Source organism: Acinetobacter sp. ABJ_C1_1 (assembly GCF_044684115.1).
GTDB classification, from domain to species: Bacteria; Pseudomonadota; Gammaproteobacteria; order Pseudomonadales; family Moraxellaceae; genus Acinetobacter; species Acinetobacter nosocomialis_A.
In genome coordinates this window covers 1-20,220 of the sequence record NZ_JBITPU010000005.1, presented here as the reverse complement: position 1 = coordinate 20,220, position 20,220 = coordinate 1, and the positions used below count along the sequence as shown (strand labels likewise).

General features: G+C 37.1%; 19 protein-coding genes and 2 pseudogenes. 10 read left to right on the top strand and 11 right to left on the bottom strand.

Features of this window, described 5'->3' with window-relative positions; translation table 11 throughout:
* Window positions 1–13 precede the first annotated feature (13 nt).
* The 3 genes from nuoC to ndhC form a co-directional block, all read right to left on the bottom strand.
* On the bottom strand, window positions 14–1,801 hold the full coding sequence (gene nuoC, locus ACG59Z_RS08310; RefSeq protein ID WP_151687800.1) for an NADH-quinone oxidoreductase subunit C/D: 1,788 nt from the start codon (window positions 1,799–1,801) through the stop codon (window positions 14–16).
* 84 nt (window positions 1,802–1,885) lie between these two features.
* Window positions 1,886–2,563 carry an NADH-quinone oxidoreductase subunit B family protein gene (locus ACG59Z_RS08305; protein WP_002050353.1) on the bottom strand — a complete coding sequence of 226 codons (678 nt, stop codon included), beginning with the start codon at window positions 2,561–2,563 and terminating at the stop codon, window positions 1,886–1,888.
* Window positions 2,564–2,569: 6 nt separating this feature from the next.
* Window positions 2,570–3,121: an NADH-quinone oxidoreductase subunit A gene (gene ndhC / locus ACG59Z_RS08300; protein ID WP_263613015.1), complete on the bottom strand. Its 552-nt coding sequence runs from the start codon at window positions 3,119–3,121 to the stop codon at window positions 2,570–2,572.
* 425 nt (window positions 3,122–3,546) lie between these two features.
* Between ndhC and ACG59Z_RS08295 the strand changes: the two genes are divergently transcribed.
* Together ACG59Z_RS08295 and ACG59Z_RS08290 are read left to right on the top strand one after the other, a co-directional pair.
* Window positions 3,547–4,968 carry a GGDEF domain-containing protein gene (locus tag ACG59Z_RS08295; RefSeq protein ID WP_400198816.1) on the top strand — a complete coding sequence of 474 codons (1,422 nt, stop codon included), beginning with the start codon at window positions 3,547–3,549 and terminating at the stop codon, window positions 4,966–4,968.
* Window positions 4,969–5,060: 92 nt separating this feature from the next.
* On the top strand, window positions 5,061–5,414 hold the full coding sequence (locus ACG59Z_RS08290) for a hypothetical protein (RefSeq protein ID WP_263613013.1): 354 nt from the start codon (window positions 5,061–5,063) through the stop codon (window positions 5,412–5,414).
* 21 nt (window positions 5,415–5,435) lie between these two features.
* On the opposite strand, the gene bfmS is transcribed toward ACG59Z_RS08290, so the two are convergent.
* Genes bfmS through ACG59Z_RS08275 form a run of 3 tightly spaced genes read right to left on the bottom strand, consistent with a single transcriptional unit; the run spans window position 5,436 to window position 8,037 of the window.
* Entirely contained in the window at window positions 5,436–7,085 is a 1,650-nt protein-coding gene (gene bfmS, locus ACG59Z_RS08285; protein ID WP_004710386.1) for a sensor histidine kinase BfmS, read from the bottom strand.
* Between the two features lie 32 nt (window positions 7,086–7,117).
* The gene (bfmR, locus tag ACG59Z_RS08280) at window positions 7,118–7,834 is read right to left on the bottom strand and encodes a response regulator transcription factor BfmR (protein ID WP_000076440.1); all 717 of its coding nucleotides are present in this window, start codon (window positions 7,832–7,834) and stop codon (window positions 7,118–7,120) included.
* On the bottom strand, window positions 7,831–8,037 hold the full coding sequence (locus ACG59Z_RS08275) for a hypothetical protein (RefSeq protein WP_263613012.1): 207 nt from the start codon (window positions 8,035–8,037) through the stop codon (window positions 7,831–7,833). The genes bfmR and ACG59Z_RS08275 overlap by 4 nt, the downstream gene beginning before the upstream one ends.
* Window positions 8,038–8,366: 329 nt before the next feature.
* On the opposite strand from ACG59Z_RS08275, the gene ACG59Z_RS08270 reads away from it, so the two are divergent.
* The 4 genes and pseudogenes from ACG59Z_RS08270 (at window position 8,367) to ACG59Z_RS08255 (ending at window position 13,716) form a co-directional block, all read left to right on the top strand.
* Entirely contained in the window at window positions 8,367–11,201 is a 2,835-nt protein-coding gene (locus tag ACG59Z_RS08270; RefSeq protein ID WP_400198815.1) for a ribonucleoside-diphosphate reductase subunit alpha, read from the top strand.
* A 55-nt stretch (window positions 11,202–11,256) separates the two neighbouring features.
* The gene (locus ACG59Z_RS08265; RefSeq protein ID WP_263613010.1) at window positions 11,257–11,391 is read left to right on the top strand and encodes a preprotein translocase subunit YajC; all 135 of its coding nucleotides are present in this window, start codon (window positions 11,257–11,259) and stop codon (window positions 11,389–11,391) included.
* A 137-nt stretch (window positions 11,392–11,528) separates the two neighbouring features.
* The gene (locus ACG59Z_RS08260; RefSeq protein WP_016804659.1) at window positions 11,529–12,812 is read left to right on the top strand and encodes a ribonucleotide-diphosphate reductase subunit beta; all 1,284 of its coding nucleotides are present in this window, start codon (window positions 11,529–11,531) and stop codon (window positions 12,810–12,812) included.
* Window positions 12,813–12,938: 126 nt separating this feature from the next.
* Window positions 12,939–13,716 (top strand): annotated as a pseudogene (locus ACG59Z_RS08255) (tetratricopeptide repeat protein).
* Between the two features lie 100 nt (window positions 13,717–13,816).
* Here ACG59Z_RS08255 and ACG59Z_RS08250 read toward each other — a convergent pair.
* From ACG59Z_RS08250 to ACG59Z_RS08240, 3 genes are all read right to left on the bottom strand, one after another.
* Window positions 13,817–14,392 (bottom strand): hypothetical protein, encoded by a 576-nt coding sequence (locus tag ACG59Z_RS08250; RefSeq protein ID WP_400198814.1) that lies wholly within the window; start codon window positions 14,390–14,392, stop codon window positions 13,817–13,819.
* 454 nt (window positions 14,393–14,846) lie between these two features.
* Window positions 14,847–15,173, bottom strand: coding sequence for a hypothetical protein (locus tag ACG59Z_RS08245; RefSeq protein WP_400198813.1), 327 nt, complete (start codon window positions 15,171–15,173; stop codon window positions 14,847–14,849).
* A gap of 330 nt (window positions 15,174–15,503) precedes the next feature.
* Window positions 15,504–16,103, bottom strand: coding sequence for a TetR/AcrR family transcriptional regulator (locus ACG59Z_RS08240; protein WP_400198812.1), 600 nt, complete (start codon window positions 16,101–16,103; stop codon window positions 15,504–15,506).
* Between the two features lie 121 nt (window positions 16,104–16,224).
* Here ACG59Z_RS08240 and ACG59Z_RS08235 point away from each other — a divergent pair, with 121 nt between their 5' ends.
* Complete coding sequence (locus tag ACG59Z_RS08235) at window positions 16,225–16,554, top strand: darcynin family protein (protein WP_400198811.1); 330 nt, start codon at window positions 16,225–16,227, stop codon at window positions 16,552–16,554.
* A gap of 105 nt (window positions 16,555–16,659) precedes the next feature.
* Here ACG59Z_RS08235 and ACG59Z_RS08230 read toward each other — a convergent pair whose 3' ends face one another.
* Entirely contained in the window at window positions 16,660–17,361 is a 702-nt protein-coding gene (locus ACG59Z_RS08230; protein ID WP_400198810.1) for a hypothetical protein, read from the bottom strand.
* 94 nt (window positions 17,362–17,455) lie between these two features.
* On the opposite strand from ACG59Z_RS08230, the gene ACG59Z_RS08225 reads away from it, so the two are divergent.
* Genes ACG59Z_RS08225 through ACG59Z_RS08215 form a run of 3 tightly spaced genes read left to right on the top strand, consistent with a single transcriptional unit; the run spans window position 17,456 to window position 19,751 of the window.
* The gene (locus tag ACG59Z_RS08225) at window positions 17,456–18,142 is read left to right on the top strand and encodes a type IV secretion protein Rhs (protein WP_400198809.1); all 687 of its coding nucleotides are present in this window, start codon (window positions 17,456–17,458) and stop codon (window positions 18,140–18,142) included.
* A 32-nt stretch (window positions 18,143–18,174) separates the two neighbouring features.
* Entirely contained in the window at window positions 18,175–18,954 is a 780-nt protein-coding gene (locus ACG59Z_RS08220; RefSeq protein ID WP_400198808.1) for a hypothetical protein, read from the top strand.
* A 17-nt stretch (window positions 18,955–18,971) separates the two neighbouring features.
* The gene (locus ACG59Z_RS08215; RefSeq protein WP_400198807.1) at window positions 18,972–19,751 is read left to right on the top strand and encodes a tetratricopeptide repeat protein; all 780 of its coding nucleotides are present in this window, start codon (window positions 18,972–18,974) and stop codon (window positions 19,749–19,751) included.
* 202 nt (window positions 19,752–19,953) lie between these two features.
* Here ACG59Z_RS08215 and ACG59Z_RS08210 read toward each other — a convergent pair.
* Window positions 19,954–20,220, bottom strand: a pseudogene (locus tag ACG59Z_RS08210) (hypothetical protein); the annotation flags it as partial.

Sequence of the window (20,220 nt, the reverse complement as noted above, 5' to 3'; positions counted from 1 at the left end):
TTTGCGTTACCTCTTAGCGATCCACGTCAGCCATAACCACGTCAATGGTCGCCAGATAAATGATTAAGTCAGACACTAAACTGCCGTTAATCACTGAAGGAATTTGCTGTAAGTGAGTAAACGTCGGTGTACGGATACGAGTACGATAACTCATCGTTGCCTTATCCGAAGTCAAGTAATAAGTACTTGCACCTTTCACAACTTCAGTCATGAATGACGCTTCACCAGCAGGCATGACAGGACCCCATGACACGCTCAAGAAGTGCGTAATCAAAGTTTCAATATCTTGTAACGTCTTATCTTTTGGTGGTGGAACAGCCAATGGATGATCCGCTTTATATGGACCAGAAGGCATGTTATCCAAACACTGTTTGATAATTTTGAGTGACTCAGTAATTTCACGGAAGTGAACAAGAACACGAGCGTACGCATCGCCTTCATACTCAACTGGCACGTCAAAATCGAAGTTTTCATAGCCACTGTATGGACGATATTTACGAACGTCGAAATCAATACCTGTTGCACGTAAACCAGTACCAGTTACACCCCATGCAAGTGCAGATTTTGCATCGTATTGAGCAACATTACGTGTACGACCAATAAACACAGAGTTTTTAAGTGCAGCTGTGTAGTATTCGTTGAGACGTTTTGGCATCCACTCTAGCAATTCTTTAACAAGTTTTTGCCAGTTGTTTGGAAGGTCATGTGCTGTACCGCCAATACGGAACCATGCTGGATGCATACGGTAACCCGTAATTGCTTCAACGATGTCGTATACTTTTTGACGGTCTGCGAACATATAGAATACTGGTGTCATACCACCGGCATCCTGAATTGCCGTACCACAGTAAAGTAAGTGGTTATTAATACGGAACAATTCGTTCAACATGACACGAATCACTTGCGCACGCTCAGGAACTTTAATTCCTGCAAGCTGTTCAACTGCCATTACATATGGCATGTTTTGCGCACAACCACCTAAGTAGTCAACACGGTCAGTATAAGGAATGAAAGAGTGCCATGTTTGACGCTCAGCCATCTTTTCCACACCACGGTGGTGATAACCGATATCAGGAACACAGTCCTTCACTTCTTCGCCATCTAACTGCAATACAATACGGAACGCACCGTGTGCAGATGGATGGTTAGGACCCAAGTTCAAGAACATGAAGTCTTCGTCAGCGTTACCACGCTTAAGACCCCAGTCTTCTGGTACAAAGCGTAAGTGTTCCTGTTCGAAATCTTGCTTCGCTTTGTCTTGCATATACGGCGTATATTCTGTCGCACGTGCTGAATATTCTTTACGAAGCGGGTGACCTTCCCAATACGTTGGCAACAAGATACGACGGAGCATTGGATGCCCTTCGAAATTGATACCGAACATATCGTAAGCTTCACGTTCATACCAGTTGGCATTTGGCCAGATATTTGTCGCTGTTGGGAGGTTAAGATCATTTTCGTTCAAGGCAACCTTGATACGAATGTCACTATTACGCTCAAGCGATAATAAATGATAGAACACAGTGAAGTCAGATGCTGGTAAACCATCACGATGTTGACGTAAACGCTCATCCATCGCTGATAAGTCAAACAGCATTACATAAGGACGTTCCACTTTACGCAGGAACATGAGGACTTCTTGCACGCGTGCGCGCTCAACCCAGACTGTTGGAAACTCTTCAAAAGTCGCCTGCACATAGAAGTTCTCACCAAACTTGGTTTTGAGCTCTTCTACGATTGCAAATGCTGGGCGTGAATCAACTGGTGTTGATTCTGGCATAGCAATGTCAGTTTCAGCCATTGGCTTGGCTTCCTATTTAATACAAATTCTGTCAATTTTCTCGATGAACATATCGGTTAGATATGTCAAAACACCGTCAAAAAATTATTTAATCTCATCCATAGAGCGTAAGTTTTTAACGGCAATACGCTGCGCATTCTTACGATCACGTTCTGGCATCATCTTTGGCTTATACACTGGCTGAAGATCATCACCGATCACGGCAGAAAGCGGGCGTCGCTCTAATTGAATCTGGTCTTGCAAAAGCATTAACGCTTGGATTAATGCTTCAGGACGAGGCGGACAACCTGGGACGTACACGTCAACAGGAATAATTTTGTCTACACCTTGTACTACTGAATAGATGTCGTACATACCTCCAGAGTTTGCACAAGCACCCATCGAAATAACCCATTTAGGTTCTAACATTTGTTCATACAAACGTTGAATAACCGGAGCCATTTTTACAAAGCAGGTACCTGCAACAATCATCAAGTCAGCCTGACGAGGTGAAGCACGAATAACCTCTGCACCGAAACGGGACAAGTCATGCACGCCTGTTAAAGTCGTTGCATATTCAACGTAACAACATGAGGTACCAAAGTTAAATGGCCACAAAGAGTTTTTACGTCCCCAGTTTACTGCTGTATGCAAGACATCCTCTAAGCGAGTCATGAATACGTTTTTATTCACTTCCTCTTCTAGCGGATCAGTCACAATTTGACGTTCTTGCAATGGGTATTGATCAGCATCCGGATTCGCGCGGGTCAGAGTATATTTCATCCCGACTTACTCCTTTTCAGATGACAATGCAGGTGTAGTTTTTGACTTAACACGACCTGATGATTGGGCTGGAATCTGGCCTGTAGGGTCAGTTACGAGCTCTTCAATAGAGTTAAAGCGTGTAATTTCAGCAATGTTCATTGATGGTGAACCGACTTTAATCTTCTCACCAGCTGATTTACGACGATCTGCCGGTGACCAACTTAAGGCACCTACAGAGAAGGCATAAACAAGCGCAATTAACAGGTCAACGACAAAGATCACAACAGTGGTATATCCCAACCACCCTACTTCACGCACCGAAGTAGACCATGCATAGAGGTAAAGTGCCTCTAAGTCGAAAACAACGAAGAAAATTGCAACTAGATAGAACTTTGCAGACAGGCGAATGCGAGCGCCACCAGCACTCACGACACCTGATTCAAACTGCTCTTGCTTAGCACGTCCCCACGATTTTCCCCCGAGGAGTAAGGGAACTGTGAGCATAAAGACGCAAAGAAATGTAACGCCGATCACGAAGGCGATAATCGCCCAGTCGTATGGAGTAATGGCACTCATGCGGGGATAACTCCTGGCAGGCCTATTATTTAACAAAGAATGTATGTATTGGCCTTTGAATACACCAAACACAAAATTAATCCCGCCAATTGTACCTGATTTCTAATTTCGCATGCTAGTTGAAGCGTCTTAGTCTTTTGGATGATTTTCTAATCAAAAGTATTCATCTATGTCTTGTAGAGGGGGTTTCACCGTTCATAATCGGTTTATTTGATAGTTTTTATACTTGTGATGATTTTTTTCATTTTTTGATTTTTAATATTATTTGAACAATTACTCATTTGGTCAAATTAAACAACTTACTTTTTTATAATATTAGACGGTTTTTTATTGTATTCATCTTCCGCTCTGAATTATGATGAATGTTTAATCATGCATAATAGTTATTACTCTTGGATAAGGGTATTTATCATTAAGGGCAGCTGATGCCATACTCACTTCGTGAACTTTCATTTTCTTCCTTCTTGAAATTTTTTCTCTTATTTACTGTCATTATTTCAATATGCTGCTTCATTGGAATTGCATCTCGCCCACTTAGTTTTCTTGCCTTTTTCTGGCCTGCCAATTCGGTTCTACTAGGATTACTTGTTCGTTATCCTCAAACACGTAAACTCGGTACTTTTCTTGGTGCGTATACTGGATATGTAATTGCCGATCTTATTCAAGGCACACCCTTTTTACTAACTATTATTCTAACCACTTCTAATTTTCTTTATGTGGTTACCTCTTTAACGCTATACCTTTTTTTAAATCAACATATTAAAGCTGCTCATCGTGGCTATTCTTATCTATTTTTATTTGCATTATGCGGAATTGGCAGCTTAGTAGGCGCTTATTTTGCTGCAACTTTTGTACCGATGTTTAATACCAAATTTATGCTTGGCAGCTTTTGGGCCGAATTTGGTTACTGGATGACTTCCGAATTACAAAATGCCCTACTTCTACTCCCTATACTCATAAACTTTCCTCCTTACCCTCAAATAAAGCGTTATCTTAAGGGTAATCGGCAACATATAACTACGATTGATTTATTACCCTTTTTGGCGGTATTAGTTTCAATTGTCGTAAGTTATTACGACTCAGGACCGGGTTCTTTACTCTACCCTATAGCAGCCTTAACTTGGTGTGCTATACGCTATAAACCAATTATTGTGGCACTGATTACCTCATTTACCAGTGCTTATACTATTTATCATGTCTCTGGACATTATTTATTACTTTATCCAAATGAATACTTAAGCAATACCATCTCAATTCGTATTGGATTAATTATGATGACGCTTGCGCCATTGACTGTTTCTAGTATTAGTGCGCTTCATTCTGATTTAATTCAAAAACTACAACATGCAATTGCCCATGATGAGCTCACATCTAGTTTAACTCGACGTCAATTTTTACAATCAGTTCGTCTACTTCAGGAAAAAGTACAAAAGGAAAATAAGACCTCTGCATTTTTTATGTTGGATGTCGATCACTTTAAAAAAGTGAATGATAGTTATGGTCATTTGATTGGTGATAGAGCCTTACAAACCTGTGTAACCACCATACAAAATATTTTGCACCCTCATGACTTACTCGGTCGTTTTGGCGGTGAGGAATTCGCAATTTTTATTCCAGACACAACTAAAGAAGCAGCTTTTGAACTTGCAGAAAGAATACGCATTAAAATTAGTCAGCAACCCATTTATGTCTATGGCAAATTACCTATTTTTGTACAGGTCAGTATTGGCATTAGTTTATATTCTCCAAACTACCATCGCTCTATTGAAAGCTTGTTTAAAGAAGCAGATGACGCACTCTATCAAGCAAAGCGCCAAGGACGTAACCGGGTTTTTATTTCTTTGTAATATTTTCAAGTCATCATCTAGTGTAATGAATTTTATACAATAACTTCTGTTTTGCCATGTATGCTAGTAACAGATAATAAGGAGAAAAATGTATGAATCTAGAATATACGCATAAACCAGACTATTACTTGTTTGCACAATTACTCGTGCGACACATAGAAAGCTATATTCAAAAACATCCAGATGCAGATAATGCCATTTTTGACTTGCGTGATGTCTATGAAATTTTTAGACAAGATTTCGCGTCAACCACAACAAACCTAGAAGGCATTTTACATATTGCGGATTCATATAGAGTTGAAACATTGAATGGAGACCAACCTCTTATTCAAAAATATCAAATCGATGCTAAAAACAATTCGCTGCTAATTGACTTTAATATAGATGCGCTAAACAGTCTAAGAAGCGGAAAACCGATTTTAGAGCCTGATGCCACTCAGTTATAAATAAACCAATAAAAAAGCACCTTATGCAGGTGCTTTTTTATTTGCCTTTAATGGCGGTTGTTTAAAGCGATGTGCTGGCCACGTCATAATAAAGCGTGCCCCACCCAAACTTGGACTTTCATCTACTTTAATCTCACCACCAAACCAGTAAGCAATACGACTTACAATGGAAAGCCCCAAACCATAACCACCAGATGCACGTGTACGACTGTCATCTAAACGTGCAAAAGCTTCGAATACGCGTTTGCGGTCTTGCTCAGGAATACCCGGTCCATCATCTTCAACACAAACAAAAGCCATGCCATCGCTGTGAATACCACCAGTGATACGCACTTTGTTATCACAATAGCGAACAGCATTACCTACCAAGTTTTGTACAACACGGTGAAGGTAACGACGCTCTGCATCTACTTTCACATATAAAGGTGGTGGAATGAGTTCAATTTCTTTCTGTGTTTTTAAAGCTTCGGTTTCAACAGCAACCTGATCTAACACTTCAAAAAGTACAATTTCTGCAAAATCTAACGAAGGTGTACCCTGCTCTAGTTTTGCGTAAGTCATGATTTCATCAATTAAGGTATTGAGTGCTTCAATATCTTTATCAATCATGTCAACCTGATGCATACGGTGATTGTAGTCATCTTCTTCGGCTAACATTTCTGTACCAAAGCGAATACGTGCAACAGGCGTTCTTAGCTCATGAGATACCGCTCTCATTAACTCACGTTGAGCTTCAATCAAACGCTGAATATGATCAGACATATTGTTATAACTTGAAGCCAAGTTTGCCATTTCGTCACTTCCTTCAATCGGAACACGCAATGACAAATCACCCGATTTCATACGGTTTAATGCATAACGCACTTGTCGAATTTTGCGCTCTAGCGGCAAAATCAAACCGTAAACACCCAAACTTAATAAGAACAGGCTAAATAAGGTAATACCCGCAGAAAGCTGTAAAGGCATCCAGTTAAACATTGGAACTGGGCCCAACACCAACACTTGTGCAGGATGATTCGGGATTGGAGAGACAATCGAAATGGTTGTACCACGTACTGTTGCACTATCTTTGTACAACATGACACTTTGATCTTGGCGTAAACGTCCAATCTGTTCAGAGTCCAGATTTACATCTTGAATGTTTTGAATATTAATTGGATATGAGAAATGTTTTTGAATCTTGGCAAGGTACTCTTGTTCCTGCCCCGGATAAAACATTAAATAGTCGAGTACAAAAATAGGAAGAGCCTTCATTTGGCGTTCACTAATTTTGTCGACTTTTATAGATAGATAATGTTGTGGGTCGTCACGCAAACCAATAATCACATATGCAATGCTATTACTGGCATCGTAACGAACAACAGATTTTTGTGCTTCGATCCGCTTTTTCTCGGTTCGAGACAATTCAACCTTACTTGCATCGGTATAGTAAATTGGAAGTTCGAGCAAATCAGATGCGTCAGAAATCCAATCTATCTTTTGCTGCTTCCCAGGTTGTCGAGCGACCCCTTCACTAATGACATAAGAAATACCATCAGTTAAAGATTCTCGGTATTCTTGTGCGCGTTGGTAGTTGATAATTTGTACCAGTAAATACCCAAAAACAGCCACCAAAACAACAAGAATTACCAGCCCCGCATATATTCGCAGGAATATACTGTGTTTAAACACTCGACCAACCTTATAGGAAGTTTAATCAGATTTTACAATCCATTGGTTTCTTTAACAAACAAGTAACCTTTACTACGTACAGTTTTAATACGTTTTGGATTTTCAGGATCATCGCCAATTTTTGGACGAATACGTGAAATACGCACGTCGATTGAACGGTCTTGACCATCGTATTCGATACCACGTAAACGCTCGAAGATATCTTCACGCGATAAAATACGACCAGCGTTTGAAGCAAGCAACCATAACAAGTCATATTCAGCACTTGTAAAGTCAACAAGCTCACCATTTAAGGTCACAGAACGGCCGCCGTTGTCGATCACAAGGTCGTCAAACTCAATACGTTGAGCAACTTCGTCTTCAACAGTTTTATCTGTGCGACGTAATAGTGCACGAATACGCGCTAATAATACACGTGGTTGAACTGGTTTAGCGACATAATCGTCTGCACCCATTTCTAGACCAAGTACTTGGTCCATGTCTTCAGTACGTGCAGTTAACATCAAAATAGGTTGATGGTAGTGTGGACGAACTTCACGACAAACGGTTAAACCATCTGCACCCGGCAACATGACATCCAAGACCACAAGATCTGGTTGCTCACTAATAATACGACGAATTGCACGGTTACCATCAGTTTCTACACCAACTTCCAAACCGTTGCGGATTAAATATTCTTGAGTTAATCGCGCTAAACGCTCGTCGTCTTCAACGATCAGAATCTTTGGTAACTTTTCTTCTTGGCTCATATCATTGCCCCTATAAATCTCATTACATGCATCTTAAAAATCTTGCAGATACATTCGTTTATCATTTGCAATATACACACGTTTACATTGTAAACAAGTAGGCGTTCACCAAACTGATACATGACAACCATGTTTTGTTGCATTTTATTAACCTTTGAATTTTCAAGTGTTTTTGATATCTGTTTATTATTCTTATATGTCATAATCTATTCATATTTCCTATGTATGAATATTAAACAAATTATTTCTTTGATGAATTTAAATTCGCTCAAGTGCTTGTTTTTTGAGTTATCCACAAAGTTATCTATAAGTGTTTTTTCATAGCTTTGGTATGCTATCTCCCGACAAATCATACAGATAAAAAATTACTAAAAAGTCAAGATTGATCTAGCTTAAAAAATCCCGTATCTTGTGTTGAAAATAAACTTTAACTACTAAGTCTTGTGTTTATCCCTCAAATATCGTGGCATGTTTTTTGCTCGGTTCAAACGGTCTATGAACATAACAAAAGTGACAATGGAGCTATGCTGGCATGAGCGTAATTACTTCGACTCCTGGTCAAATTCAGGTGATTAAGCGTACTGGAGATGTTGCTGCATTTGATGCAGAGAAAATTTCTGTTGCGATTGGTAAAGCTTTTCTTGCTGTGGAAGGTCAACAGAGTTCGGATTCAAGCCGTATTCATGACCGTATTACCCAGTTGACGGAAATGGTATTAAATACTTTTAAACGCCGTTTACCATCGGGCGGTACGATCCATATTGAAGAAATTCAAGATCAAGTAGAACTTGCTTTAATGCGTACTGGGGAACAAAAAGTTGCCCGCGCTTATGTAATTTACCGCGAACAACGTGCTAGCGCTCGTCAGCAAACAAATTCAAACCACCACCCTACCTTGCAAGTTACTGATGCAAACGGTCAGCTTCAACCACTTGATTTAAGTGCGTTACAAGCAACTGTAAATAGAGCTGCTGAAGGCTTAGAAGGTATTGAGGTTCAAGCAATTATCGATGAGACCGTTAAAAACTTATATAACGGCGTAAAAGAAAGCGATATTGCTACCACCATGATGATGGCAACACGTACGCGTATCGAACAAGAACCTAACTATACATACGTAACTGCACGTTTGCTTCGTGATGAGTTGGTCAGCACTGGTTTAGCATTCTTAGGTTTACCGGCCGATACAGCTGAAAACAATGCACTTGAAGCATTCTTGAAAAAAGGTGTAGAGCTTGATTTGCTTTCACCAGACTTGCTTAAGTTCGATTTAGAAAAACTAGCAGCAGCGATTCAGCCTGAACGTTCTAACCAGTTTACTTACTTAGGTTTACAGACTCTATTTGACCGTTACTTCATTCACTCAAATGGCGTTCGCTTCGAATTACCACAATTATTCTTCATGCGTGTGTCTATGGGTCTTGCACTGAATGAGCAAGATAAAGAAGAGCGTGCAATCGAGTTCTATAACTTGTTGTCTAGCTTTGACTACATGGCGTCTACGCCTACCCTGTTTAACTCAGGTACATTACGTCCACAGCTTTCAAGTTGTTACTTAACAACGATTGGTGATGACCTTTATGACATTTATGGTGCAATGCGTGACAACGCGATGCTCTCTAAATGGGCAGGTGGTTTAGGTAATGACTGGACTCCTGTACGTGCCTTGAACTCTTATATTAAAGGTACAAACGGTAAATCTCAGGGTGTTGTTCCGTTCCTTAAAGTTGCGAACGATACAGCCGTTGCAGTAAACCAAGGTGGTAAGCGTAAAGGTGCGGTATGTGCGTACTTAGAAACTTGGCACTTAGACATCGAAGAATTCTTAGAACTTCGTAAAAACACGGGTGATGACCGTCGTCGTACTCACGACATGAACACTGCAAACTGGGTTCCTGACCTATTTATGCAACGTGTATTTGAAGATGGCGATTGGACACTATTTACTCCGTCTGAAACTCCAGACCTACACGATTTAACTGGTGCTGAGTTTGCTGAACGCTATGCATATTATGAGTCTGTTGCGAAAGAACAGAACATGTTGCACAAGAAAGTACGTGCTAAAGACTTATGGCGCAAAATGCTTTCTATGTTGTTCGAAACTGGTCACCCTTGGATCACGTTTAAAGATGTATGTAACTTACGTTCACCACAACAACACGTTGGCGTAGTTCACTCATCTAACCTATGTACTGAAATTACGTTAAACACAAACCAAGACGAAATTGCAGTATGTAACCTAGGTTCGATCAATCTTGTGCAACACGTTAAAGGCGGCGTATTAGACCGTGAAAAGTTAGCGCGTACGGTTAAAACAGCAGTTCGTATGCTCGATAACGTTATCGACATTAACTACTACGCTGTACCACAAGCGAAAAACTCTAACTTGAAACACCGCCCTGTTGGTATGGGTATCATGGGCTTCCAAGATGCACTTTACGAAATGGGTATGGCTTACGGTTCTGATGAAGCTGTGAACTTTGCTGACGAGTCAATGGAAGTGATTAGCTACTATGCAATCCAAACTTCAAGCGACTTGGCTGTTGAACGTGGTGCTTACTCAACATTCAAAGGTTCATTGTGGGATCAAGGTATCCTTCCAATCGACTCTATTGAAATTGTTGCTAAATCTCGTCCAGAACGTATGTTCGAAGTTGACCGTACTCAACGTTTAGACTGGAACACTTTACGTGCCAAAGTTCAAAAAGACGGTATGCGTAACTCAAACGTAATGGCGATTGCTCCAACTGCAACCATTTCGAACATTTGTGGTGTTTCTCAGTCTATTGAGCCAACATTCCAAAACTTATATGTGAAATCTAACTTGTCTGGTGAGTTCACTGTTATTAACCCTTACCTTGTTCGTGCATTGAAAGATCGTGGTCTTTGGGACACAGTAATGGTTAACGACCTTAAACACTTTGAAGGTTCAGTACAAAAAATTGCTCGTATTCCTGAAGAATTAAAAGCAATCTTTGCTACTGCGTTTGAAGTTGAGCCACGCTGGATTGTTGATGCTGCATCACGCCGTCAAAAATGGATTGATCAAGCACAGTCTCTTAACCTTTACATCTCTGGTGCAAACGGTAAGAAACTTGACATCACTTATAAGATGGCATGGTTACGTGGTCTTAAGACGACTTATTACCTCCGAGCTTTAGGTGCAACTTCTGCTGAAAAATCTACAATTAACACAGGTGCGTTAAACGCGGTTAAACCTGCAACTGTAGAAGCGGCAGCACCTGCAGCGGCTCCGGTCGTAGAAGCGAAAAAACCTGAAGCAGTTGAAGAAGACGGCTTCACTCAAGCAGCTCCGGTTCCTATGGCTTGTTCAATCGACAACCCAGATTGCGAAGCTTGCCAATAACATTCAATAAAGTTGCTCTTTAAACAAAAGAGCAACTTTAAATGAGGTAAAGATTATGTTTTTTCATCTCAGCCATAACTATATGCTTGGTGTTGGAATCTTAATCTTTGCCTTTATTTTCTTTTATACGCCTATGGTTTACGCCTTTTTTAAAATCCGTGAACAAAAGCGTAAGCAAAATAAGTTGTAGGGATGATGGACCAAAGGCCCAAAATTTGGTCATACATCGATAAAACTTAATTTTGTTTACACATTATAAGCGTATAGTAGTGACATCTTCGTTTAGAGATGTCGAACATAGATATATACAACGAAGAGAGAACAACAATGTCTATCCTTAGTTGGGACGATTTTGAAGATGATTCGCAAAAACCGGCTGCACCTGAACACAAGTCTGCGCCCATCCAACCGGAAAAAACGTCTGATTCGCAGAATGTATCTGCTGCGCAGCCATCATCGCAGAGCGTGGCAGCTCCACAATCCGCTGGAACCCATTCCGTGCGATCAACAAATCCAACCGATTCAATGGCTCGAGCATCTGCAGCCTTAGAACATTTGGATGTTGCTCCTGGCCTTGAAGAGTTAGAAATGGGCGCGCAACGCGTTCAGGTTGACGACAAAGCCATGATTAACTGTCGCGCTGACTTGAACCAGCTTGTGCCATTTAAATACGAATGGGCTTGGCAGAAGTATCTTGACGGGTGTGCAAACCACTGGATGCCGCAAGAAGTGAACATGAACCATGACATCGCACTTTGGAAGTCTGAAAATGGCTTAACCGAAGATGAGCGTACTATTGTTATGCGTTCTTTAGGTTTCTTCTCGACTGCGGACTCTTTGGTTGCAAACAACTTGGTATTGGCAATTTACCGTCATATTACTAACCCTGAGTGCCGTCAGTACATTTTGCGTCAAGCGTTTGAAGAAGCGATTCACACTCACGCTTACCAATACTGTATTGAATCTTTAGGTATGGACGAAGGTGAAGTCTTCAACATGTACCGCGAGATTCCATCTGTTGCACGTAAAGCATCTTGGGGTCTTAAGTACACTCAATCTTTAAGTGACCCTACTTTCCACACAGGTACTCCTGAAAACGACCAACGTTTACTTCGTAACTTGATCGCGTTCTACTGTGTACTTGAAGGGATCTTCTTCTACTGTGGCTTTACTCAAATTTTGAGTATGGGCCGTCGTAACAAGATGAATGGTGTTGCTGAGCAGTTCCAATACATCTTGCGTGATGAGTCTATGCACTTGAACTTTGGTATCGACATGATTAACCAAATCAAGATTGAGAACCCTCACCTTTGGACTGCCGAGTTCCAGCAAGAAGTCATTCAAATGATTCTTGAAGGTACTATGCTTGAAATCGAATATGCACGTGACACGATGCCACGCGGTGTATTGGGTATGAATGCAAGCATGATGGAAGAATATTTGAAATTCATCTGTAACCGTCGTTTATCTCAGTTAGGTTTACCAGAGCAATTTGCTGGTGTAACGAATCCATTTGCGTGGATGTCTGAGATGATGGACTTACGTAAAGAGAAGAACTTCTTTGAAACTCGCGTAACTGACTACCAAACTGGTGGTGCGTTAAGCTGGTAAGTTTAAGCATTCTTCCTCAAAGTAATTTGAGGCTATAAAAAATCCGACTATATGTCGGATTTTTTATATTTATTTAAGATAACTATTAGTATGAATTGCAGTAGATTAAATTATAAGAGATACATTATGAATATAAGATATTTAATAATTTCTAGCGTCATAAGTTTATCGACTTTAAGTACTATTTGTTGCTCTAAACCACTTTCACAACTAAATAATACTCAAAGTGAATTAAGTGAAATATATGAGCAAGGTGGGAAATACTTCTTAGGTAAAGAAGTACCTAAGGATTATTCAAAAGCTTTTTCATATTTTAAAAAGGCAGCCGAAAAAGGACTGCCCATTGCACAAAATGATTTAGCAGGAATGTACCTTAAGGGAATCGGGACGCAAAAAAGTGAAGAAAAAGCTTACTATTGGTATGAGAAAGCTGCGAAAAATGACTTTCCGGAGGCCCAATACAATATGGGGCTCATGTATGATAATGGCTATTATGTAAGCAAAAACAGAGCTAAAGCCTTAGAGTTTTACAAATTAGCTGCTCACCAAGGTTATGCTAAAGCTCAATATAATTTGGCAAATGCTTATCTTTCGGGAAATGGCGTACAAAAAGATATTAATTTAGCTTTAGAGTTATATAAAAAAGCTGCCGATCAAAATCTTTCAGAAGCTCAATATAACTTAGCAAATATTTATTCAGATGGTAGCTTAGTTAAACAAGATAATAAAAAAGCTCTGGAGCTATACACAAGTAGCTGAGAAAGGTATACCTGAGGCTCAGAACAATCTAGCTTATATGTATGCTAATGTTTACTCAGATTATGAAAATGCAAAGTTTTGGTTCAAAAAAGCTGCTGATAATGGATATGAACCCGCAAAAGAGGCTTTAGACCAGTTTCAGTAATCCACAATATATTACTTAGATCAAAAGGGTTGCTAATAGCAGCCCTTTTTCATATCTATCTCTCAACTCAAAATAAAGATAAAACTATTTTTAAATAAAATTAGGTTTCTTTCTTATGCTTAACTAATTTTAAAATTAATATTGAAATAACCACCACTAGCCAGATTAAAATTAAATACCGCATCAATAAGGTGGGAAACATAACCCAATTCCACCAAGAAGCAATTTTTTCTTCACTTGTTGAAAAATTAATTACACTCCCTTTTTCATCTTCAAAACGAACATTACTAGCTACAATTTTATTACCATCAAGGAATATTGAAGGATAAGGAAAAAAACTTCCTTCTAATTTAAGCAATTTTCTAGGTCTATATAATTCACAAAATGAACCATTCTCATTTTTAAAATATGCACAATTAATAAAAAATTTTTTATTCCCCCTTTTTATTATCAGTGAGATCATACGTCCATGTTTAATATGAAATTCAGGCTCATAAACAACAAAACTCTCTTTTCTAGGAGTAAAGACTATACTGGGGTTAAGAGCACAAAGCAGTACAATCACACAGAAACTTAAGGTAATGACAAGAACAAAATTTTTATAAATATAAGAATATAATGAAAAAAATGGATCAACCACTTCTCTAGAGATCCACATTTTAAGTTTATAAATCACAACTATCCCCACTATAAAACAATAGTAAAAAACCAGAGGCTAATAAAATACCTGTACTAAAAGTACCGACACATACAAGAAAATTTACAATCCATATTCTTTCTTGTTTTACATAGTTTTTTAATAGTTTTGCTAAGATAAATAGCAAAACTATTAAAAAACTACAAGAATATCTGTTGTGATAAGAATTAGCTTTTATTCTAATTTTGAATTCAAAAAGAAATTTTAAGTTAAACCGAGTTATATCTCACTCAAGTCATACAGAGTAATTTTAGTCAAAATGATTAGCGGGAGCTATCAAATTTGCTCACAAAAAAGCCGATTTGTGTCAAAATCGGAATTTTGCTTTTTTGTAGCGGACAAAAATTTTTAACACTCTGATTTTAAAAATCTTTTTAAATATGGTTTCAGATAAAACCCATTATGTTAAATAATCAATACTTAAAGTTGAAAATTAGTCTTCGACCAATCCTTTTAAAAAAAATTGAAGCCCTAAATAAATTGCAGTATATAACATGACTCCAAAAGCATTTTCCAAACTCAAAAAAATAAGACTTACTAAAAAACTTAAAGAAATTGCAAATGTTAAAGATAAAATAGTATTAAAAAAATCATTAACTTTATATTTTTTTATAAACACAAAAATTATATAAATAAGTCCACTTAAAGCTAGATTTATGCCCAATATAATTGGATAAAATACCAATAAAAATAAAAAAAATACTGAAGTTATGCCCAAAAATATATGGAATATACAAAAAATTCGCCAAAAACCATTCATAGGTACTACCTATTAATTATTAATATTTTCTAAAATTAACATAATACAGCTTATGTGAAAGGTATTTTTTATCTAATATAAATCATAGTTTTATTTTTTAACCAAAGCCCAACTCATAGTACTTGGGCTGTTTTAATGATTTATCACCTTTCAGGATTACTTTTTGATCAACCCTCCACAATTTCATGTAATCTCTATTAATTCTAAAACAGATAAATATCTAATCTAAATCCTTCATATGTCGTAAGAGTTACTAAACTTTTGAATTGCTGAAATAGAAAATGACAATTTATATGTCATATGACAAACAGAAACCATGGCTTATGTCCGCTAGCTCAAATCCAAATACCCAAATACAGCTTTTTCAACTCGCTGTTGTAAATGATTTAAATCACTTTCCCCTGCTATACCTGCCGCGTTAATCATTCCTTTACTCAAAGCAATCACATCTTGTGCAGTTATCTGCGCATATGAAATGCCAGAATGTATAAACAGATCAGAAATTATGGTTTCAAGCTCGTGTTGATGCTCATTTTCCTCAGTGTCTTTTCCAATGAGTTCAGAAGCAAATTCTAAGGTTCGTGCTAACTGCGGACGGCTCAATTGATGTTGTACAGCAGCCTGAATGATGAGTTTTAATTTTTCTTTTAAGTCTGCGGCTTCATGTTGCTGTACAGCTTCAACAATACGACTTGAAAGTTTGACACGCTCACGTCGAATTAACTCGACGATTAAGGCATCTTTAGATGGAAAGTATTGATATAGGCTACCAATGCTTACACCAGCAAGTTCAGCCACGGCATTTGTGTTAAATCTAGCAAAACCTAACGACTCTAAAATGCGAGCAGCCGCTTCTAAAATTGCTTCAAAGGTAGCCACAGAACGTGCTTGACGCGGGCGTTTGCGTGGATCTGGGAATGTTTCTGACATGGCCCGAAATGCGAGTATTTAATGTGAGTAATTACTCATATACTGACTGAGTCATGTTGATATGACAAGCAAATGCTGTTTTCACAGTTGAACTACAACTCGGCTCAGTCATGGAGTGGTTATGTCTAGAACCTATACTTTTTTTATTCATTTAAAAGCATTGCCTGCTTGGTTGGCTTTAGCTCGTGAAAAACGGGCTGAGTTTAGTGCACAAAAGCTTGAACCTATTTTTGAGAAGTACCCGACTGTAAAAGTTCGGTGGTATGACGTTGAGGCGTTTAGCACTAAAGCCAGTGATATTGCTGTGTTTGAGACCACATCTCTGCAAGATTATTATTTTGTGATTGATGCGATACGAGACTCTGAGTTTTGTACAGTGCCCTACTTTGAGTTTGTAGAGATTATTCCTGCAATTGAAGATGGATATGTGGAGTATCAAAGTTCTTTATAAAATACACATAACTTTTTATCAAACAAGTAATGCATTAAGCCAATAATTTTATGGCTATGCCTAGTAATACCATCGTAAAATCTAGCTTTATTTTGTTTTTTATATCTATTTAATATAGCTATTCTTTTTAAAAACTTGTTGAAAACTTAAAGGAATATCTTGTGTATTAGGAATATGCCCAAAGAAATGCTCATCTTTCGTTTGAAAAAAGATATTAAAGCTTTGACTCATATATAGATCAACTTCACTTTGTTTTTGATAAATAGGTGCAATCCGATTGATATAATAATTGATCCAATCAACTTGTGTTGAAAATAGAGAATAATCTCTGAGATCAGAATAGAGCTTCTTCAAGTTATCTGCAATCAAGTCTACATTTGGGTGAAACAACCAAATAATAATCTCCATGGGAGAAACTTTTTTCAGTGTATGCTGAGATGTTTTATCAAACCTTTCAATTTTATATAATTGCGCACCTTCTTGACAATAACTAGAGCAAAGTAGTTTTCCATTATGAACTTGATCAAGGTTTTGACCTAATTCTAAGGTGCGTATTCTCTTAGAAATATCTAGACATTCTGGTAAAGCTATGAGTTTATATTTTGATATATTTTTAAATATATCAACTGTTTGCTGAACAACATATGATTCTCCAGTACCTGTAATAATACCTTGTTCCCAAGCATATAATTTAGAATCATTCGTAGTAGAAAATTCTATATTTGAATCTTTATTCAAAGTTACTCTTTTATTTTCAGCTGCAACAATAATGCTATCGTTTAATTGAATAGCTATGATGAAAGTCATATTTTACGTAAAATAACGAGACATTTGATATACATTTATTTTAGGCTATATCAATGCAAAATTCTGAATATTTTTATAAAAATTGAGGTTATTAATGGCTGGTGGTTCTCAAATCATTATTAATAAAGATGGTATTACCCTGATTACGCCAGGGAAATTTGAGCCGAAAGCTGGACAATACCTTTTTAAAAGCGGTGAAAAAGCTAATTATTCTTTACCCGAGATTCCTAACGTTCAATCCCCTTTTAGCAATAAATTAGATGTTTATAATCTATTTCCAGATACATCAAATATTAAATATTCTGTTTTACATTCAAATGGACAAGTAAAAACTGGCTTCCTTGACCAGTATGGTAGGACTGGACGCATCAGATCTCAGGAACAGGAAAAAGTTAAAGTTCTGATTGGTGGCGATGAATGGCACTACTATATTAGTCGTTTTGGTGGAACTATTGAGGATAATACTTATATTAAATTCCTAGATTTTGTAGGAGATCCTATACCAAATTTAGAATTTAACTTAAGCAATGATAATAATAAAATTCTTATGGAATGTAGAACAAATAATGATGGTGAAGCCGTATTTGTATGTCCTAAAGATGACTTTCCAATCCTATCCGTTAAAAGTTTAATTACTAATGAATTTAAGCCAATACTAAGAATAGAAAATAACTTGGTAAGGGAGATAATTTTAGTAAGTCCTAAGATCTTAAAAGAAATCGATTTATTACAAGAAACAGATGAGAAAGGCGATTATTTAAGAAGTAACTATCATAAATAATTGAATATTCAAAAGTATTGTGAGCGATAAAGATGGCAAATGAACAGAAAGATTTACAACAGAAAGTAAACCAAAATGGTAGACCTGTTTCAGTTTTTACTAGAGAACATCTTGAAACTGCTGGTAATGTAGCTGCTAAAACTTCAGATGTATTAGGGTATTTAAAAGATGGAACCTCCGTTGTAGATAATTACAATTTTAGATGGGGTCTTATCCACTCAAAAAATACGCCTTTGTTTAGTAAAGAAAGGTTGGAAAAAGCTAAGGAATTCCGATTTTATAAAGAAAATCCTCAGACAGGACGAATTTTTAAAGGTAATCAGCATACAAAAGTATTCGATACTAAAAAATTCGGTACCAAGATTGATAAATTAGGATCAAAAGCAGGTAATTTTGCAGACGGAGTAGAGTTAACGTTAGCTATCGTTGATAGAAACCCTGAAGCCCTTGCGACAAAATCTTCTACATTAGTGTTATCTAAAGCTGGAGAAAAGACAGGTGAAGTAGCTGGACTTGCTGCTGCTGGAAAATGCGCAAAAGTAGCAATAAAACGATTAGATCCTAGAAAAGCTACAGTTGTTGGTCTCACCTGTGCTGGTGCAGCAATAGGTTTAAAATATGGACTAAAAAAATCTGGGGATTATTTAGGAGAAAAGGTTGGAAAAACAAATACTGCCATCCAGACAGCTCAAGGTGTTCTTGATGCAATAGATATGGTAGATGAACTTGAAACAAAAGCAGCTGAGAGAGAGAGACAAGAGGCTATAAAAAAAGATCCAATGGTAGAATGGCATATAGTTGGAGCAGATTAATTTCACAGAGATATATTATGAATTTAAAGTATTTAATGATTTCTAGCCTCATAAGTATATTTTTATTAGGTAGTGCAGGCTGCTCAGAACCTATTCCCCAACAAAATAAGACTCAAAGTGAAGCAAGCCAATTATATGAACAAGGCGGTAAATATTTCTTAGGTAAAGATGCTCCTAAAGACTATCAAAAAGCTTTTTCTTATTTCCAAATGGCAGCTGAAAAAGGCTTACCTATTGCACAAAATGATTTAGCAGGAATGTATTTCAAAGGAATAGGCATCCCGAAAAATGAAGAAAAAGCTTACTATTGGTATGAAAAAGCTGCTAAAAACAATTTTCCAGAAGCTCAATATAATTTGGGTTTGATGTACGATAATGGCTATTATGTAAATAAAGATAGATCAAAAGCTTTAGAACTTTATAAATTATCTTCTGATCAAGGATATGCTAAAGCTCAATATAATTTAGCAAATGCTTATCTTTCAGGAAATGGAGTAAAAAAAGATATTAACTTAGCTCTAGAATTATATAAGAAAGCTGCAGATCAAAATCTTTCTGAAGCTCAATATAATTTAGCAAATATTTATTCTGATGGCACTCTTGTTAAACAAGATAATGAAAAAGCTTTAGAGTTATATACAAAAGTAGCAGAAAAAGGTGTACCTGAGGCTCAAAATAACCTTGCCTATATGTATGCTAATGTCCTCTCAGATTATGAAAAAGCTAGATTTTGGTTCCAAAAAGCTGCTGACAATGGATATGAACCAGCAAAAGAGGCTTTAGAACAATTTAAGTAAATTACAATAAAATTTAGCTGTTTTAATTTTATAATTTATCGTTAATTTAAAATTAAAGCATTACAAAAAAAGGTTTAATATTCAGCATAACCTGAATATTAAACCTTTTTTATTAACAGTGTTTTCATCACTTAAAAATTATTTTCCACCTTTTTAAATATAAATTTATTTTTAACTTCATTAATCCAGATCACCTATAAAATTATCTTCTTAAGAATAAAAAATAAATAGTATAGCTAGCAATTGCAACAAATAAAGTTAATAGAATTCCCTGTATTTCTGAGAAAAAAACAGTTAACCAAGATAATCTATAGTTAAATTCTTTATTTGAAAGAAATAACTTAGCTTTATTTGGGGAATTCTTATTTATAAATAATTTTATTGTCTGATTTTTTACAGCCTTATTAAAAAGCTGTTTATTCTTTTCTTTAAAAGAATCACAACGTTCAAAAATATATGTTTTATATAT

Bases quoted from the DNA above. Each gene is read 5' to 3' on its own strand.
- ACG59Z_RS08290 (WP_263613013.1), top strand. From the start codon at position 5,061: ATGAATCTAGAATATACGCATAAACCAGACTATTACTTGTTTGCACAA.
- ACG59Z_RS08235 (WP_400198811.1), top strand. From the start codon at position 16,225: ATGTCTAGAACCTATACTTTTTTTATTCATTTAAAAGCATTGCCTGCT.
- bfmR (WP_000076440.1), bottom strand. From the start codon at position 7,834: ATGAGCCAAGAAGAAAAGTTACCAAAGATTCTGATCGTTGAAGACGAC.
- ACG59Z_RS08270 (WP_400198815.1), top strand. From the start codon at position 8,367: ATGAGCGTAATTACTTCGACTCCTGGTCAAATTCAGGTGATTAAGCGT.
- ndhC (WP_263613015.1), bottom strand. From the start codon at position 3,121: ATGAGTGCCATTACTCCATACGACTGGGCGATTATCGCCTTCGTGATC.
- ACG59Z_RS08305 (WP_002050353.1), bottom strand. From the start codon at position 2,563: ATGAAATATACTCTGACCCGCGCGAATCCGGATGCTGATCAATACCCA.
- ACG59Z_RS08240 (WP_400198812.1), bottom strand. From the start codon at position 16,103: ATGTCAGAAACATTCCCAGATCCACGCAAACGCCCGCGTCAAGCACGT.
- ACG59Z_RS08245 (WP_400198813.1), bottom strand. From the start codon at position 15,173: ATGAATGGTTTTTGGCGAATTTTTTGTATATTCCATATATTTTTGGGC.
- ACG59Z_RS08260 (WP_016804659.1), top strand. From the start codon at position 11,529: ATGTCTATCCTTAGTTGGGACGATTTTGAAGATGATTCGCAAAAACCG.
- ACG59Z_RS08215 (WP_400198807.1), top strand. From the start codon at position 18,972: ATGAATTTAAAGTATTTAATGATTTCTAGCCTCATAAGTATATTTTTA.
- ACG59Z_RS08230 (WP_400198810.1), bottom strand. From the start codon at position 17,361: ATGACTTTCATCATAGCTATTCAATTAAACGATAGCATTATTGTTGCA.
- ACG59Z_RS08265 (WP_263613010.1), top strand. From the start codon at position 11,257: ATGTTTTTTCATCTCAGCCATAACTATATGCTTGGTGTTGGAATCTTA.
- ACG59Z_RS08225 (WP_400198809.1), top strand. From the start codon at position 17,456: ATGGCTGGTGGTTCTCAAATCATTATTAATAAAGATGGTATTACCCTG.
- nuoC (WP_151687800.1), bottom strand. From the start codon at position 1,801: ATGGCTGAAACTGACATTGCTATGCCAGAATCAACACCAGTTGATTCA.
- ACG59Z_RS08220 (WP_400198808.1), top strand. From the start codon at position 18,175: ATGGCAAATGAACAGAAAGATTTACAACAGAAAGTAAACCAAAATGGT.
- ACG59Z_RS08275 (WP_263613012.1), bottom strand. From the start codon at position 8,037: ATGACATATAAGAATAATAAACAGATATCAAAAACACTTGAAAATTCA.
- ACG59Z_RS08295 (WP_400198816.1), top strand. From the start codon at position 3,547: ATGCCATACTCACTTCGTGAACTTTCATTTTCTTCCTTCTTGAAATTT.